This window comes from Massilia horti (assembly GCF_004614195.1).
In the GTDB taxonomy this organism is placed as follows: Bacteria; Pseudomonadota; Gammaproteobacteria; order Burkholderiales; family Burkholderiaceae_D; genus Telluria; species Telluria horti.
Map to the genome: position 1 here is coordinate 1 of NZ_SPUM01000036.1, position 14,421 is coordinate 14,421.

Genomic DNA, 14,421 nt, shown 5'->3' on the forward strand with positions numbered 1-14,421 from the left:
GTCCCCGGCCCTGGCAGCCACCCTGCCCCGTCCGTCCGGGCGCGCGCACCTCCCCGCCCCACCCCCCCAAGTCCTTGCCTTTCCTTCCAATTCATTTTCCTTATTTAAATAGTTTTTTCCATAAAGAACTTTCCGCTCGACCAATCCAATTTACGGTAGGAAATTAGTTAATTGAACGCAGAAAATTTTTCGCAGAATCTATCGATTTTCGGAAACTTTCCATTCATCAGCCTGTCTGAGACCGTGCTTGGCTTGATTGCGATCAATGTCCTTTCGAAATGAACTGACTTTTTTGCAATTAATTGCCACGTCCACCTTGCTGGCTTTTCTGGCAGGAAACGTGTGATGAATTCATCACTTTGGCTTGCTGTAATCCTTGAGAATTTTTATGCAAAGAAATAATGCACTGACCCCCGTTGGTTTGTTGACCCGCACCCTGATCGGCGCAGGTCTCATTACCTCGCTGATTTCGTGCGGTGGCAACACCTCGACGTCGGGCAATCCTCAGACCCCTGCGCTCGCAGCGACCACAACCGTGTCGACAACCACTTCCTGGACACAGTGTGCAGTGGAAGGCGGCACATGCTCGTTCTCCGGCTCCCAGCAAGTCCGCTATGGTGGCAATGGCCTGTATGCCTACAAGACCGTGACCGGTCCGGTAGCGTGCACCAACGATGTATTCGGCGACCCGGCGCCGGGCGTCGACAAGACCTGTTCCGTGGCAGCGGCAGCACCGCCGCCTCCGACCTGGACCAACTGCGCCAACGAAGGTGGCACCTGTAAGTTCACCGGCACCCAGCAGGTCCGCTACGGCGCCAACGGCCTGTACGCATACAAAACCGCGACCACTTCGATCCCGTGCACCAATGACGCGTTCGGCGACCCCGCGCCGGGCCTGGACAAGGTCTGCGCCTATTCCAGCACCAGCACGACCAGCCCGACGTCGCCCGATCCGACCCCGACTCCGACTCCGACGCCGACCCCGACGCCGACCAGCGTCCAACCGGTGCCGACCAATATCGCCAATGGCACAACGGTCAGCCTGCAATGCGGCGTGACCTACCAGGGCACGCTGCAACTGAACGGCAAGCAGAACGTCACCGTCAAGACCGTCGGCACCTGCGGCAAGGCCTCGATCTCGCCGGGCAGCGCCATCACGGGGTGGACCAAGTACTCGGGCAACATCTACTCGGCACCGATCAGCTTCACGCCGATCCAGGTTTCCGTCGCCGGCACCCCGGTCGCAGCCGCACACTGGCCGAACAAGCCGTGGGCGACCAGCACCAGCGGCATGCCGAGCACCGACCTGAATGGCGCGACCCGCGTCTACCTGGACAACCAGTCGGTGATCAAGACCAACACGCTCACCAGCAACAGCGTCGACACCTCCAAGCCGTTCTATGTTGAAGGCAAGCTGTGGATGCTCGACACCGCAGGCGAATGGGCCGTGTCGGGCGGCCGCCTGTACGTGTGGGCGCCGGACGGCCAATCGCCGGAAGGCCGCGTCTGGGCAGCCGCGAACGCCAACGGCATCAATGCCGACAACTCGAGCGGCATCACGATCGACAGCGTGAAGATTTTCTCGGCCTTCAACGGCATCAGCGCCAACACCTCGAGCAACCTGAAGGTGCTGAACACGGAAATCAGCAACAGCGCGCAGGACGGCATTTGGGCCAGCGGCAGCAACGGCCTGACCGTGAGCAACAGCAGCGTGACCAACACGCGCCGCAACGGCATCGACGGCTGGTACTCGGTCAACGGTGCGAACATCTCCAACACGACCGTCAGCAACACGGGCACGGTCGGCATGCCGAGCACCAGCGACGCGGGCATCATGTTTGGCGACGGTGCGAACAACACCATCAACAACGTGAGCGTGACCAACTCGGGCTACCACGGCATCAGCGTGCTGCACAACCGTAACACCTCGGTCACCAACAGCACGATCGACACGGCTTGCGTGTACCTGAACGACTGCGCCGGTATCTACACCGGTTCGCCGGACAAGGCGGTGCTGACCCTGAAAATTGACGGCAATACCGTGACCAACATCAAGGCCAGCGAAGGCATCGGCATCTACCTGGACGATTCGGCGAACGGCGTCACCGTCAACAACAACAAGGTCTCGAACACCACGATCGCGATCAACCTGCACAACGCGTTCAACAATGTGATCACCAATAACACGGTGACCTCGAGCGGAACCGTCCACATGGGCTTCGGGCAAGACATCAGCGGGCAGATCCGCAACAACCAGGTGACCGGCAACACCTTCAAGTCGACCAACGGTGAGCAGACCTACAACATGCAAACCGGCAGCAACCTGAAGACCTTTGCTACCTGGAACAACAACACCTACACCAGCACCAATACGAACGTGTTCGCACGGATCTGGGACGGTAGCTCGGCCGGCCAGACGCTCAGCTGGAGCAGCTGGAAGAGCTGGTCCGGTCAGGACGGTAGCTCGACGATGAACGGCTCGCGCTAAGGCAAGGCCTGGACGGCGGGGAGAAGTGTCAAGCTTCTCCCATGCCGGCCAGCCCGGCCAAAGGGCTGCTTTCATCGACAAAAAATCCGCGGCAACGCGGATTTTTTTTGGCTAGGGCTCACGCACGCCGTAGGGTGCGCACCAGTGCGCACGCGGTACGGTTGAATACCGTTGGCTCCGGTACGCACACGTACTGCCCAGTGGCCGGCCGAACGCCCACGCTACGAACCCCAAACTTACCGGTGACAGAGCTTTTTTTGAGGCCATGATGACCTGGTTTAGATAGCTCAGGCCGGGCGACGCAGTCCCGCGGTATGTTTCGACTGTACTGGCAAAAACACATGCGTGGAGGCGCGACATGCTACGTAAGGCCTGGTCCTTCCCTTTCCGCCACCTGCCGCTCTGCCTGCCATTGGCAATGATTGCGATGGCGGGCGCAGCGGCCGGGGAGCATCGTCCGTCTGCGCGGCCGGCAACGCTGCCCATCCCCGCCCAGGTCGCCAATGGCAGCACCGTCAAGCTCCGGTGCGGCGCCACCTACCTGGGCACGCTCGAACTTAATGGCAAAGCGAACATCACGGTAAAAACCGTCGGCAACTGCGGCAAGGCCACGATTTCTCCTGGCCGCCCGATCCCGCACTGGACCAAGTACCAGGGCAATATCTACTCGGCGCCGGTAAACTTCATTCCTGTGCAGGTTGCCGTCGACGGCAATCCGGTCGCCGCCGCCCACTGGCCCAGGCTGCCGCAAACCTGGGCCAGCAGCGCCGGCAAGCTCGCCGGCAAGGACCTGGCCGGCGCGACTCTGGTCTACCTGGACAGCCGGTCGGTAATCAAGTCAGAACGGCTCACCAGCAACAGCATTCCCACCGATAAGCCGTTCTATGTCGAAGGCAAGCTGTGGATGCTCGACGGCCCGGGCGCATGGGCGTTGCACCAGGGCAGGCTCTACCTGTGGACGCCAGACGGCAAGTCGCCCGACGGCCGGGTCTGGGCAGCGCCGGAAAGCAATGGCATCAACGCCGACCAATCGAGCGGAATCACGATCGACGGCGTCAGGATATTCCTGGCATCTCACGGCATCAGCGCCAACACGGCCACCCGGCTCAAGGTGCTCAATTCGGACATCGTCAACAGTTTTCAAGACGGCATCTGGGCCAGCGGCAGCAACGGCCTGGTGGTCGACCATACCAGCGTGAGCAATGCCCGCCGCAACGGCATCGACGGCTGGTATTCGATAACCGGCGCAACGGTGACCAACTCAACGGTAAGCAACACCGGGATGACCGGCATGCCGAGCCCGACCGATGCCGGCATCTTCTTCGGCGATGGCGCGGACAACCGCATCGACCACGTCCGGGTGATCAACTCGGCCTACCACGGCATCAGCGTGCTGCATAACCGGAACACCTCGGTGACCAACAGCGCGGTGGACGTCGCCTGCGTGCGCCTGACCGACTGCGGCGGCATCTACACGGGCGCCAGGGACAAGCAGCCCTTGCGCCTGCGGATCGAAGGCAACACGGTGACCAACGTGCAAGGCCCCGAAGGATATGGAATCTACCTGGACGATTCGGCCAACGGGGTCACGGTGTCGAGGAACGTACTTTCCAACAACACCAAGGGCATGGTGGTGCACGATGGCTTCGACAACCGGATCACCCACAACACCTTCAGCGGCAGCGCCATCACCCACCTGGCCTTTGCGCAGGACACCGGCACCATCCGCGGCAACGAAGTGACCCACAACACCTTCCTGTCCGCGCATGGCGAGCAGACCTTTAACCTCGAAGGCGGTGGCAACCTTGCCAGCTTTGCCCGTTTCGACTTCAACACCTACCACAGCGCCGATGCGGACACCTTCGCGCGCACCTGGGACGGCAGCTCGCCGGGAGTGAGCGCCGGCTATGGCGCCTGGCGCCGCGCGATGCGCCAGGATGCGAACTCGGTCATGAAGCGCGGCGCAGCCGGTCGCGAGCCATCCACGCGCCCGGCCGACTAGAGACAGGGCGGCCTCAGTGCCCCCGCCTTCTCAAAAACTTTTCAACTATCAATTGCCACGAAAAGCCGATGACGAACAGGGTGTTCGTGACCAGGTAGCGCGGCGCCAGCCGGCGCGGTTCCGAAGCCAGCCGGTGCAGCCACTCCAGTCCATGATGTTGCCACCACAAGGGCGCGCGCTTGAGGGTGCCGGAGTGGAAATCGAACGCCGCCCCCACCCCGACCATCACCGCGTTGATTCGTCCGCGGTGCGCGGCCATCCATTTTTCCTGCTTGGGGCAACCCAGCCCGACAAACACGACGTTCGCACCAGAAGCGTTGATCTCGTCCACGTCCGCCTCGTCCTGGCCGAGCGTGACCGCATTGAACGGGGGCGAGCGCATGCCGGCCAGCATGAGGCCGGGGAACGTCTCGTCGATGCTGGCGCGCAGCTTGGCGAGGGTTTCCGGCTTGCTGCCGTACAGGAAAACCTTCAGGCGCAGGCGCTCCGCCTCGCGCAGGTAACGCCACATCAGGTCCGGCCCCGCGATCCGCTCCTGCGCGGGAAATCCCAGGCGGCGCAAGGCCCACGCAATGGGCGCGCCGTCCGACGTGGTCATGTCCGCCCCCGAGAGGGCGCTGCGGAACTGCGCGTCGCGCGTTGCGGTCACCACCGAATGCACGTTGCAGATGCAGACATAGCGCGACTCCCGTGCCGTTCCCCATTTGATGAGCTGGTCGATCGCATCCTCCCAGAACAGCGCATCGATCCAGGTACCCAGCACGGAGTGGCCTTTACGGGGCATGACGACGTCCATCTCGCTCTGCCATAGCGTCTTCATAGATTCTCACCAACATGTTGTAGTTGATCGACGGGGTGTAGGTGGCCTCGTACCGCGCGCGGGCCGCGCGTCCCATGCGCTCGAGCTCTGCACCATGCGTCTGGGCCCAGGCGATCTTGGACGCCAGGCCCGCCGCGTCGCCGGGCTCGAACAACAGGCCAGTGACACCGTCCTCCACCAGGTCCGCCAGCGCGCCGAGCCGGCTCGCGATGACCGGCAGGCCGCAAGAGAACGCTTCGATTAAGGTGGTCGGCAACTGCTCGTGACAGATGCTCGGCACGATCAGGAAGGACGCCGCGCGCATCCGCGCCAGAATCGCCTCGCGCGGCAGGAAGCCGTGGCAGCGCGGGCCAAACTGCGCACGCACGGCCGCCTCGTCCGGGCCGCTCCCGATGACGTCGATATCAGCGTTGGCAAGCAGGCGTGCCGCCCCGGCCAGCGTCCCGGTTCCCTTTTCCTCCGACAGCCGGCCAACGAACAGGCCCCCGCGCCGCGCTTCCCAAGCCGGCTGCACGGGAACATCCACAAAGTTCGGCTTGACGCGCAATTTCTCCGCTGGCAACCCGCCCTGGATGAAGCGGTCACGCGCGAACGCGGTCAGCGCGATATAGCGCGTGACCCGGTCGCGATACGTGCCCGCCGCCCGGTGCGCGCCCAGCATCCCTGCCATGACTGCCGATTGCGGCGCCGATTGCCGATAGCACTTGCGCCCCACGGCGCGCCACGGCGCTTTTCCCAGGCAATCCTGGCAAATGCTCCCCTTTCTCAAAAACGTACCTTGGGGGCATAGCAACCGGTAATTGTGCAAAGTCTGCACCACCGGAATATTTTTCTGAGCCGCCACCCAATAAACGGATGGCGAAATCAGGGCGAATGTGTTGTGGACATGAATCAGGTCAGGCCGAAATGAATCGCAAAGCGAACGAATATGGCGTGCCGCCTGCCGCGACCAGATTACCGTCGTCGCGGCAACTGCCGATGACAGCTGTTTCAGCTCGTCGTTATTGCGCAGATACAAATCCACAGCGTGGCCATGTGCCCGCAGCAAATCCATTTCGGCATTTACCACGGCATCCTCGCCGCCGAAATGCTGATACGCATTATGGACGAACAAGATTTTCATTAGAATCAGGCTATTCCGGCCACATAATAATTGAGCAATATCGAGAATAGCAGCGCGAACCGTGGTGATATTGAGCGCAATCAGGCGATGATTTATGCTCGAGTGCCCTTGCCGAATATATTTTGAAGGCAATTAATTGCGGAAAATAAAAGCGTGGCGAAGGCGCGGGAAACTGCCAATCCACGCATGGAATGCAGTAGGCGGATTGGTTCTTTCTTTTACAGGAAAAAAGCGCGCGGGACGGCGGCAGCGCCACGCGCGAGAGGCAGGGCATGCCGTCAGGGTTTATTCGGAAAAGCGGGAACGCTTCAGCTTGCGCAAAATTCTCACCGCCCGGCTGACAAGCCCCGGATGCCCGGTTTCTTCCCGTTCGATATCGAGCAGCCGGGTCTTGATGCGGGCCACGCTGGTCTGCAGCGCATTTTTCGCGACCCCCTGGACGTTACGGAAATACCAGGCGCGCGACCGATACACGTCCAGGCAAATCATGTCCTTCTGCACGCCGCCGAGCCGGTATTTGTAGTTGTACCGTCCCCAGCAAAAATGGTGCGTGGCGCCGCCCCGTTCGATTTCCGCACAAATCGTCAGATAACAGCACAGGATGCCCAGGCCGTATTTGTTGTAATGGGGATCGTGGGCGACGACGTGGCCAAAATAACCGTTGCCCAAATGCGAATTGACGATACCGGCGCATATTTTCCCGTCAATAAAGACGATGCCCGCCAGTCCGCATGCGCGCACGACCTGCAGCAGGCACTGGATGTCGTCCTCCGTGGTGCCGTACCTGAGATGCTTGGCGCCTATCCTGGCCTTGCTGAGCTCAATGATGTCGCGAATCTGCTGGACCGTGATCTGGTCCTTTTCGAATACCTGGAACTGGAATGAGGGGTGATCGCGCTTTATCTTGGTGAGATTTCCCCGGATACCCCTCCTGGTTTTCGAACTGAGACTTTCCAGGTACGCGTCAGTGCAGGACGGCATGTCGAGCACGATATCTTCCGAAAAGTTGTAGCGCTGGGATGGGTAAGGCAATCGCCCGAACCCGTTTTCGAGCATCGAGAACGAAATCCGCGTGACCGACGCATAGGTCGAAAAAACGAAGTCGGCAAACCGGGCGATTTCCACCGCGTCGATCTTGCACATCTCGTTGATAACCTGCACTTCAATTGCGTTCCGCTTGAACAGCAATACTGCGAGCATTCGGTCCGTGTTGCGCGCGACATAGGTACTGGCCCCGTTCGCCTTGCTGCTTGCCATCAGATAAGTCAGGGACGAATTCATGTGGCCGTAGAGCCGCACCAGCTCGGCCTCCACGAACGTCGGGATATCGTCCTCGTAGCAAATCGTGGAAACCTCTCCACCGGCTGCGGCTTGACTCGATACCCGCATCGGCCACACGTCCTTGTGACCCACCATTACGCTTGGCTTCATGTTTTTCATCGCCTTCTCTCCGCTATTGCGCCTGTCACGCTGCACTACCGAGTGCCACGCCCTTTCAGACCAATTGCCTCTTGGATAAAAGACATTGAATTTTTAACCACTTCCTGATCGATACTAACAAGCGCGGGAACGCCCGGCCATGAGGGCGCTCAGCACGGAATCAGGAAAGGCGAGCCGCGGCCATACGGCCGGCGAAGGCGTTGTTTCGAGGGCGGTTCGCGCCGCGCGGATGAAGGCCACGCGGCGCGCGCCGGGCAGGCGCGCCCGGCTAGTCGGTCAGCACGGCGGTGGAGGAAGCCTGCTTGTTCAGGCGGCTGTTGCGGATGCCGTAGACGAAATAGGTGGTGACGGCGACGGCCATCCATACCGCGAACACGCGGAATGTGGTGTCCGACAAGTACGTCATGAGGTACAGGCAGGCAAAGATCGACAGGCCCGGCACCACGTAGGGACCGAACGGCACCCGAAAGCCACCGGAGCCGGTATTGCCCTGCTTGCGGCGAATCACCGGCACCGCGACCGACACCACCATGAAGGCGGTCAGCGTGCCCATGCTGACCGTGTCCCACAGGAAGGATGAATCGACCAGGCCCGCGACCACGCCAACCACGAGCGACACGATCAGCGTATTGCCCACCGGCGCCAGCGTGCGCGGATGGACGCGCTGGAAGACCTTCGGGACCAGCCCATCGCGGCTGATCGCGAACAGGATCCGGGTCTGGCCGTAGATCGTCACCAGCGTGACCGAAAACACCGAAATGACGGCGCCGGCCGACAGCACCAGCGCCGGCCAGGACTTGCCGGTGACGTTTTGCAGGATCACCGCCAGGCCGGCCTCCTGGCCTTCGAACATGTGCGCCGGCTGCGCTCCCATGGCAGCCACGGCGACCACCATGTAGAACACGGTCACGATCGCCAGCGCGCAAAGGATGCCGATCGGCACGTTGCGGCGCGGGTTCTTCACCTCCTCGCCCGCGGTCGCAATCGTATCCAGGCCAATGAACGAGAAAAACACGGTGCCGGCCGCGGCGGTCACACCGACCATGCTGACCACGCCCTTGCCGTTGTCAAAGAAGGGATGGAAGTTGGAGGAATCGAAGCCGGTCAGCGCGACCGCCGCGAAAAACGCCAGGATCGCCAGCTTGATCAGCACCATGATCGCGTTGGTCGTGGCCGATTCGCGCGTGCCGCGGATCAAGAGAATGCAGCACAGCGTCACCAGCAGTATCGGCGGCAGGTTCAGGTGGTCCGGATGGAATTCAGTCCCGTGCTTGCCGGCCACGATCATCGGCGAACGCAACGCCGCCGGGATGTCCCAGCCGAGCGCAGTGTGCAGGAATTTGTTCAGGTAGTCGGACCAGCCGATGGCGGTCGCGCTCGCGGCCAGGCCGTATTCGAGCAACAGGCAGGCCGCCACCACAAAGGCCGCGAACTCGCCGACCGTTGCATAGGCGAACGAGTAGGACGAGCCGGACGCCGGCACCCGGTCCGCCAGTTCGGCGTAACACAGCGCCGTCAGCCCGGCGGTGACTGCAGCCATCAGGAACGACAAAATCACGGCAGGACCCGCCTTGGGCACCGCCTCGACCATGGTAAAGAAGATGCCGGTACCAATCGTGGCGCCGACGCCGATCATGGTCAGCGGGAACAGGCCGAGCGTTCGCCCGAGGCCGCTCTTGCTGCGGCCATGCCCATCGTCAAGTTCCCGCTCTACAGGTTTGGTGCGAAACAGCTTCTGGCTGAATGTCTGAGTCACGTGCGTGTCCTTATTGAATCGCGCTTCACTAGGGCCCCGGCGGTGCGCCCGCCAAAGCTTGCGATTATAGTGGGCATCGCAGTCTGTTGAAGAAATTTGTTCTCAAAAAAAATGTATTTTAAATGCCTGATTTGATAGAATAGCTGTGCTCGACAAAGCCAGGCTCCTCCGCGAGTCTTTTTTTCGATGCAAAAGATGTATTTTTTGTGCATGTATTAGGAATTGCAATGATCTCCGCCGTTTCCCGTCCCTACATCGACGCCAGCGTTCCGGTCCTTCGCGAGCATGGCCTGGCCGTCACCACTGTCTTCTACCGCAACATGTTCGCGGCCCACCCCGAACTGACCAACCTGTTCAACATGGGCAACCAGGCCAATGGTTCGCAGCAGCAATCGCTGGCCTCGGCCGTGTTCGCCTACGCCGCCAATATCGACAACGCGCAAGCGCTTGGCCCCGTCATCAACCGCATCATCCACAAGCACGCCTCGGTCGGCATCCGCGCCGAACATTACCCCATCGTCGGCCACCACCTGCTGGGGGCGATCAAGGAAGTGCTGGGCGAGGCCGCCACGCCGGAACTGATTGCCGCCTGGGCCGAAGCCTACACCTCGCTGGCCGATCTGCTGATCAAGGCCGAGCGCGACATGTACGGGCAAGCCGGCATCGAACCTGGCGCAACCCAGCCGATGCGAGTAACCGAAGTGATCAGGCAATGCGAGAACGTGCTGTCGATCCGCCTGGCGCCGATCGATGGCGGCGCGCTGCCGCCGTTCGTCGCCGGCCAGTACGTCAGCGTCGCGGTCGACCTGCCGGGCGGCCGCCGCCAGCTGCGCCAGTACAGCCTGTCCGACGCGCCGGGCGCGAACGACCTGCGCATCTCCGTCAAGCGCGAGGACGCCAAGCCGGACGCGCCCCAGGGCGAAGTGTCGAACTGGCTGCACGCGAACGCCAAGGTCGGTGCGATCCTGCAGGTCAGCCACCCGTTCGGCGACTTCACCCCGGACACCGAGTCGGACCAGCCGGTAGTGCTGCTGTCGGCCGGCGTCGGCATCACCCCGATGATCGCGGCGCTCAATCGCATCGCGCAGGTGAACCCGCAGCGCCGCGTGATCTTCGCGCACGCCGCGCGTGACGCCGGCCACCACGCCCATCAGGGCGACATCGCCGCCGCCAAGGCGCGCATGCCGTACCTGAACGTGGTGACCTTTTATGAGCGCGCAAATGGCGAGCAGAACGTGCTGGAAGGCTTGATGGACAAGTCGCGCCTGCCCTCGTGGCCGCTCACCGAGACCGATGTCTACATCTGCGGCCCGCTGCCGTTCATGCAGGCGCAGTGGAATGCGCTGCTGGAAGCAGGCGCGCCCGCAGCGCTCCTGCATCGCGAAGTGTTCGGGCCGGACTTGCTGGACAACCTGCTGTAATGCCCGATGCGGCCCCGGCCGGGGCCGCGCTGCGGGCCGCAAGGCCCGTCAGTTCAGGATATGCACCGACTTGCCGGTGATCGTGCGCTGCGCCGGATTGCCGTACACCCGCACACCGCCCGAACCACTGGTCTGCGCGACCAGCGATTGCGTGACGTTGGCGGTAATGCCACCCGATCCGCTGGCAGCCAGGTCCGCCTGCTGGCTGGACAGCCCCGCCAGATCCACGCTCCCCGAGCCGCTCACGCGCACCATCAATGTCCGCACCGCGCCGCTCGCCCGCGCGCGTCCCGAGCCGGTGAGCTCGATGTCCGCGTAGTCGCCGTTGGCCCTGCCGACCGTCATATGGCCGGAACCGCTGCCGTGCAGGCTGATGCTCCCGCTTTCCAGTCCCAGCGCGTCCACGCCGCCGGAACCGCTGACGCGAGCATCCAGACGCGCTACCCGTCCGCCAAGCGAGGTCACGCCGGAGCCGCTGCTGCGCACCGTCAGCGCGCCGCCATTCAGGCCTGCCACCATCACCCGTCCCGAGCCGCTTGACTGCAAGTCGGCCAGTCTCGGCACAGTGTAAGTGATGCGGATCGGGGTGCGGCTGCGCAGGGGGCGCTCGCTCGAAACGCGCAGCGTATCGCCAACCGTTTCGGTCCGGATCAGCGGCAGCAGGTTGCTGTCCGCCTCCACCGTCAGCGAAGGCGCAGGGCCGACGCGCACATCGACCACCATGTTGCCACGCACCTCCAGCCCCTGCAGACTGCCGACCGCCCGCACGTCGCGCGCCGCCACGCCGTTGCCTTCGACGGCGTTGCTGCTGAAAGGAGTGTAGACCTGGAAGTCGCCGTCATTCGGGGTGACCACGATGGCGCAGCCGCCGAGGGCAGCCAGGCAGGCGAAGGTGGAGAGTATGCGCATGATTGAGCCTTTGTTGTTGTGAAAGGCTACTCTACCAACGCTCCAGCCGGATCGCCTTTGCAGTGCGACAGGCTGCAAAAAATGCCGGATGAAGCGCAATTATCCGGCACGAACAGCGAAGGATCGTAGGGTGCGCACCTGTGCGCACGCGGTTCGCGAACTCAGAGCAGAGGTATAGGTCGCACGCGGACGCAAACTTGACGCTACTGTACAGCGTGCGCACAGGTGCGCACCCTACGCCAAGCACGCAACGCCGCCATGAAACGACCGCTTAACGCTGGACCTGACGCGTGTCGAACAGGTCCTTGTATTCGCGCGGCTGCGAACGCCAGTACTGCGGCGGCGCGCTCACCTGCGCGCCCAGCTCGGCCGCGGCGTGCCATGGCCAGCGCGGATCGAACAGCATGGCGCGCGCCAGCGCCACCATGTCCGCCTGCCCTTGTTCGAGGATGCGCTCGGCCTGGCCGGCCTCAGTGATCAAGCCCACGCCAATGGTCGGCATGCCGGCCTCGCGCTTGATACGCTCGGCGAACTCGATCTGGTAGCCAGGAACAACCGGAATCTTCTGCAGCGGCGACAGCCCACCGCTGGACACATGGATAAAGTCGCAGCCCAGCTTTTCCAGCTCCCTCGCGAACACCACGCTCTGCCCGATGTCCCAGCCGCCCTCGACCCAGTCGCTGGCCGAGATGCGCACGCCGACCGCCATCTCCGCCGGCACCGCCGCGCGCAGCGCCTTGAACACCTCGAGTGGATAGCGCATGCGGTTTTCCAGCGAGCCGCCATATTCGTCGGTGCGGTGGTTCGACAGCGGCGACAGGAACTCGTGCAGCAGGTAGCCGTGCGCAGCGTGCAGCTCGATCGCGTCCAGGCCCAGTTGGTGCGCGCGCCGGGCCGCGTCGACGAAGCCGTCGAGGATGCGCTGCATGCCTGCGCCGTCCAGCTCAAGCGGCGCGTTCGTGCCTTCGGCAAACGGCAGCGGCGACGGCGCCACGGTCTGCCAGCCGCGCGGCTGGTCCGGAGGAATCTGCGCGCCGCCCTTCCATGGCACCTCGCTCGACGCCTTGCGGCCCGCGTGCGCCAGCTGCACCCCCAGCGCGATCGGGGAATAGCGGCGAATCGCCTGGATGGTTGGGGCAAGCGCGGCCATGTGCTCGTCGGACCACAGGCCCAGGTCGTCGGGCGAAATTCGGCCTTCAGGCGTAACGGCGGTCGCTTCCAGGATCAGGAGGCCGGCGCCGGACAGGGCCATGTGGCCCAGGTGGATCATGTGCCAGTCGGTCGCCATGCCGTTGCCGTCAGCGGAATACTGGCACATCGGGGCAATCGCGATCCGGTTGGGAAGCTGCAGGGGGCCGAGTTTGATTGGGGAGAAAAGCATGCTCATGAGAAAGACTCCGTTCTTGCCAGGAACGGTAGTCTAGCGCGCACGCTTGGATTGCGCTTTGGATAGGCGTTATTCGATCCGCACGACCATCAGGCCGGCGCGCAGCCCGACCCGCACGTCTGGGTTCGGGAACACCACCAGCTCCTCGTCATGGCGTACCGTGTACACCGTGTCGCCATCGGTCGCGATCACCGCGCCCTTCTTAAGCGCCGTGAAGTTCTGCGTCTCGCGTCCAAAACCCATGCGGAAATCATCCGACAGCTTGACGATCTCCTGCGCCAGCTTGAACACGTGCGGCTTGGCCCTGGGCGTGCCCGGCGCCTGTCCGCGCAGCAGACGGTTCAGCGCCGCCGCCACATCCATGAACTGGGACAGGTCGTTCTGCCCCAGCTTGCCCACCCGCCCCAGCTCGACGGTGGCACCAAAGGCGCCGTGGTTCTCTGCCGAGTGGTAGCTATAGGTCCCGGACGACTTCGGGTTCATGATGATCGCCCCGATCCCGGCCTCTCCCAGCCAGTCGATCAAGGCGCGCTTGCCCTCTTGCGCGATCAGGTCCGGCACAACCGCGAAGGTCGGGTAATGCGAAGCGCGGATCGCAGTATGCAGATCAAGATGCCAGCGCTGCGGACCAGCGCCAGCGAAAAAGCCGCCGGTCGCGGCGATCATCGCGTCGGCCCGCGCCGCTTCAAAGGCACTGGCCAGCGCACCGCGCTCGGCACGGAACATCCGGTTCAGGTCAGCGTCGATAAAGCGTTTGCCGGCGCCGATCGCGTCGATATTCCCAACGCATAGCATCAGGTCCACCGCGAGCTGCTGCGGCTCGCGCGACAGCGCCTCGACCGCGTGCGCGACCATTTCGATCGGCCCGGTCTCGTCGCCATGCACGCCGACTGACACCAGCACGCTCGCGCGTGCCGGATCGGGCATCGCCGACCTGATGGTCAGGATGCCCTTGGCAGGCAACGCAACCGCGTAGCCGGCATCGTTGAAGCGCTGCGCGACCGCGCCGAAGTCACCTTCGGCCAGTGCGCGCACTGCCTCAGGCAGCGTAATGCCGGACTGCGCGGTCATGGCA

10 protein-coding genes are annotated in these 14,421 nt (G+C 63.0%); 3 read left to right on the forward strand and 7 right to left on the reverse strand.

Translation table 11 applies throughout. The features are described 5' to 3' along the window. The first annotated feature begins 568 nt into the window (after positions 1–568). The gene (locus E4O92_RS05445) at positions 569–2,488 is read left to right on the forward strand and encodes a right-handed parallel beta-helix repeat-containing protein (protein WP_167759700.1); all 1,920 of its coding nucleotides are present in this window, start codon (positions 569–571) and stop codon (positions 2,486–2,488) included. A gap of 358 nt (positions 2,489–2,846) precedes the next feature. After that, entirely contained in the window at positions 2,847–4,490 is a 1,644-nt protein-coding gene (locus tag E4O92_RS05450; RefSeq protein WP_135188742.1) for a right-handed parallel beta-helix repeat-containing protein, read from the forward strand. Positions 4,491–4,503: 13 nt separating this feature from the next. On the opposite strand, the gene E4O92_RS05455 is transcribed toward E4O92_RS05450, so the two are convergent. From E4O92_RS05455 to E4O92_RS05470, 4 genes are all read right to left on the reverse strand, one after another. Continuing rightward, positions 4,504–5,274, reverse strand: coding sequence for a WecB/TagA/CpsF family glycosyltransferase (locus tag E4O92_RS05455; RefSeq protein WP_135188789.1), 771 nt, complete (start codon positions 5,272–5,274; stop codon positions 4,504–4,506). Further along, positions 5,264–6,433: a glycosyltransferase gene (locus tag E4O92_RS05460; RefSeq protein ID WP_135188743.1), complete on the reverse strand. Its 1,170-nt coding sequence runs from the start codon at positions 6,431–6,433 to the stop codon at positions 5,264–5,266. The genes E4O92_RS05455 and E4O92_RS05460 overlap by 11 nt, the downstream gene beginning before the upstream one ends. Positions 6,434–6,718: 285 nt before the next feature. Continuing rightward, on the reverse strand, positions 6,719–7,873 hold the full coding sequence (locus tag E4O92_RS05465; RefSeq protein ID WP_135188744.1) for a GNAT family N-acetyltransferase: 1,155 nt from the start codon (positions 7,871–7,873) through the stop codon (positions 6,719–6,721). A 268-nt stretch (positions 7,874–8,141) separates the two neighbouring features. Beyond that, the gene (locus E4O92_RS05470) at positions 8,142–9,629 is read right to left on the reverse strand and encodes an amino acid permease (RefSeq protein ID WP_135188745.1); all 1,488 of its coding nucleotides are present in this window, start codon (positions 9,627–9,629) and stop codon (positions 8,142–8,144) included. 227 nt (positions 9,630–9,856) lie between these two features. On the opposite strand from E4O92_RS05470, the gene hmpA reads away from it, so the two are divergent. Next, positions 9,857–11,050, forward strand: a complete 1,194-nt coding sequence (gene hmpA, locus E4O92_RS05475) for an NO-inducible flavohemoprotein (protein ID WP_135188746.1) — start codon at positions 9,857–9,859, stop codon at positions 11,048–11,050. A 48-nt stretch (positions 11,051–11,098) separates the two neighbouring features. Here the strand turns inward: hmpA and E4O92_RS05480 are convergent, their stop codons facing one another. From E4O92_RS05480 to E4O92_RS05490, 3 genes are all read right to left on the reverse strand, one after another. After that, positions 11,099–11,959, reverse strand: a complete 861-nt coding sequence (locus tag E4O92_RS05480; RefSeq protein ID WP_135188747.1) for a head GIN domain-containing protein — start codon at positions 11,957–11,959, stop codon at positions 11,099–11,101. A 271-nt stretch (positions 11,960–12,230) separates the two neighbouring features. Then, positions 12,231–13,346: an NADH:flavin oxidoreductase/NADH oxidase gene (locus E4O92_RS05485; RefSeq protein WP_135188748.1), complete on the reverse strand. Its 1,116-nt coding sequence runs from the start codon at positions 13,344–13,346 to the stop codon at positions 12,231–12,233. A 69-nt stretch (positions 13,347–13,415) separates the two neighbouring features. Next, positions 13,416–14,417: a succinylglutamate desuccinylase gene (locus E4O92_RS05490; RefSeq protein WP_135188749.1), complete on the reverse strand. Its 1,002-nt coding sequence runs from the start codon at positions 14,415–14,417 to the stop codon at positions 13,416–13,418. Between the last annotated feature and the right edge of the window lie 4 nt (positions 14,418–14,421).

Bases quoted from the DNA above. Each gene is read 5' to 3' on its own strand.
- E4O92_RS05450 (WP_135188742.1), top strand. From the start codon at position 2,847: ATGCTACGTAAGGCCTGGTCCTTCCCTTTCCGCCACCTGCCGCTCTGC.
- E4O92_RS05455 (WP_135188789.1), bottom strand. From the start codon at position 5,274: ATGCCCCGTAAAGGCCACTCCGTGCTGGGTACCTGGATCGATGCGCTG.
- E4O92_RS05460 (WP_135188743.1), bottom strand. From the start codon at position 6,433: ATGAAAATCTTGTTCGTCCATAATGCGTATCAGCATTTCGGCGGCGAG.
- E4O92_RS05465 (WP_135188744.1), bottom strand. From the start codon at position 7,873: ATGAAAAACATGAAGCCAAGCGTAATGGTGGGTCACAAGGACGTGTGG.
- hmpA (WP_135188746.1), top strand. From the start codon at position 9,857: ATGATCTCCGCCGTTTCCCGTCCCTACATCGACGCCAGCGTTCCGGTC.
- E4O92_RS05480 (WP_135188747.1), bottom strand. From the start codon at position 11,959: ATGCGCATACTCTCCACCTTCGCCTGCCTGGCTGCCCTCGGCGGCTGC.
- E4O92_RS05485 (WP_135188748.1), bottom strand. From the start codon at position 13,346: ATGAGCATGCTTTTCTCCCCAATCAAACTCGGCCCCCTGCAGCTTCCC.
- E4O92_RS05490 (WP_135188749.1), bottom strand. From the start codon at position 14,417: ATGACCGCGCAGTCCGGCATTACGCTGCCTGAGGCAGTGCGCGCACTG.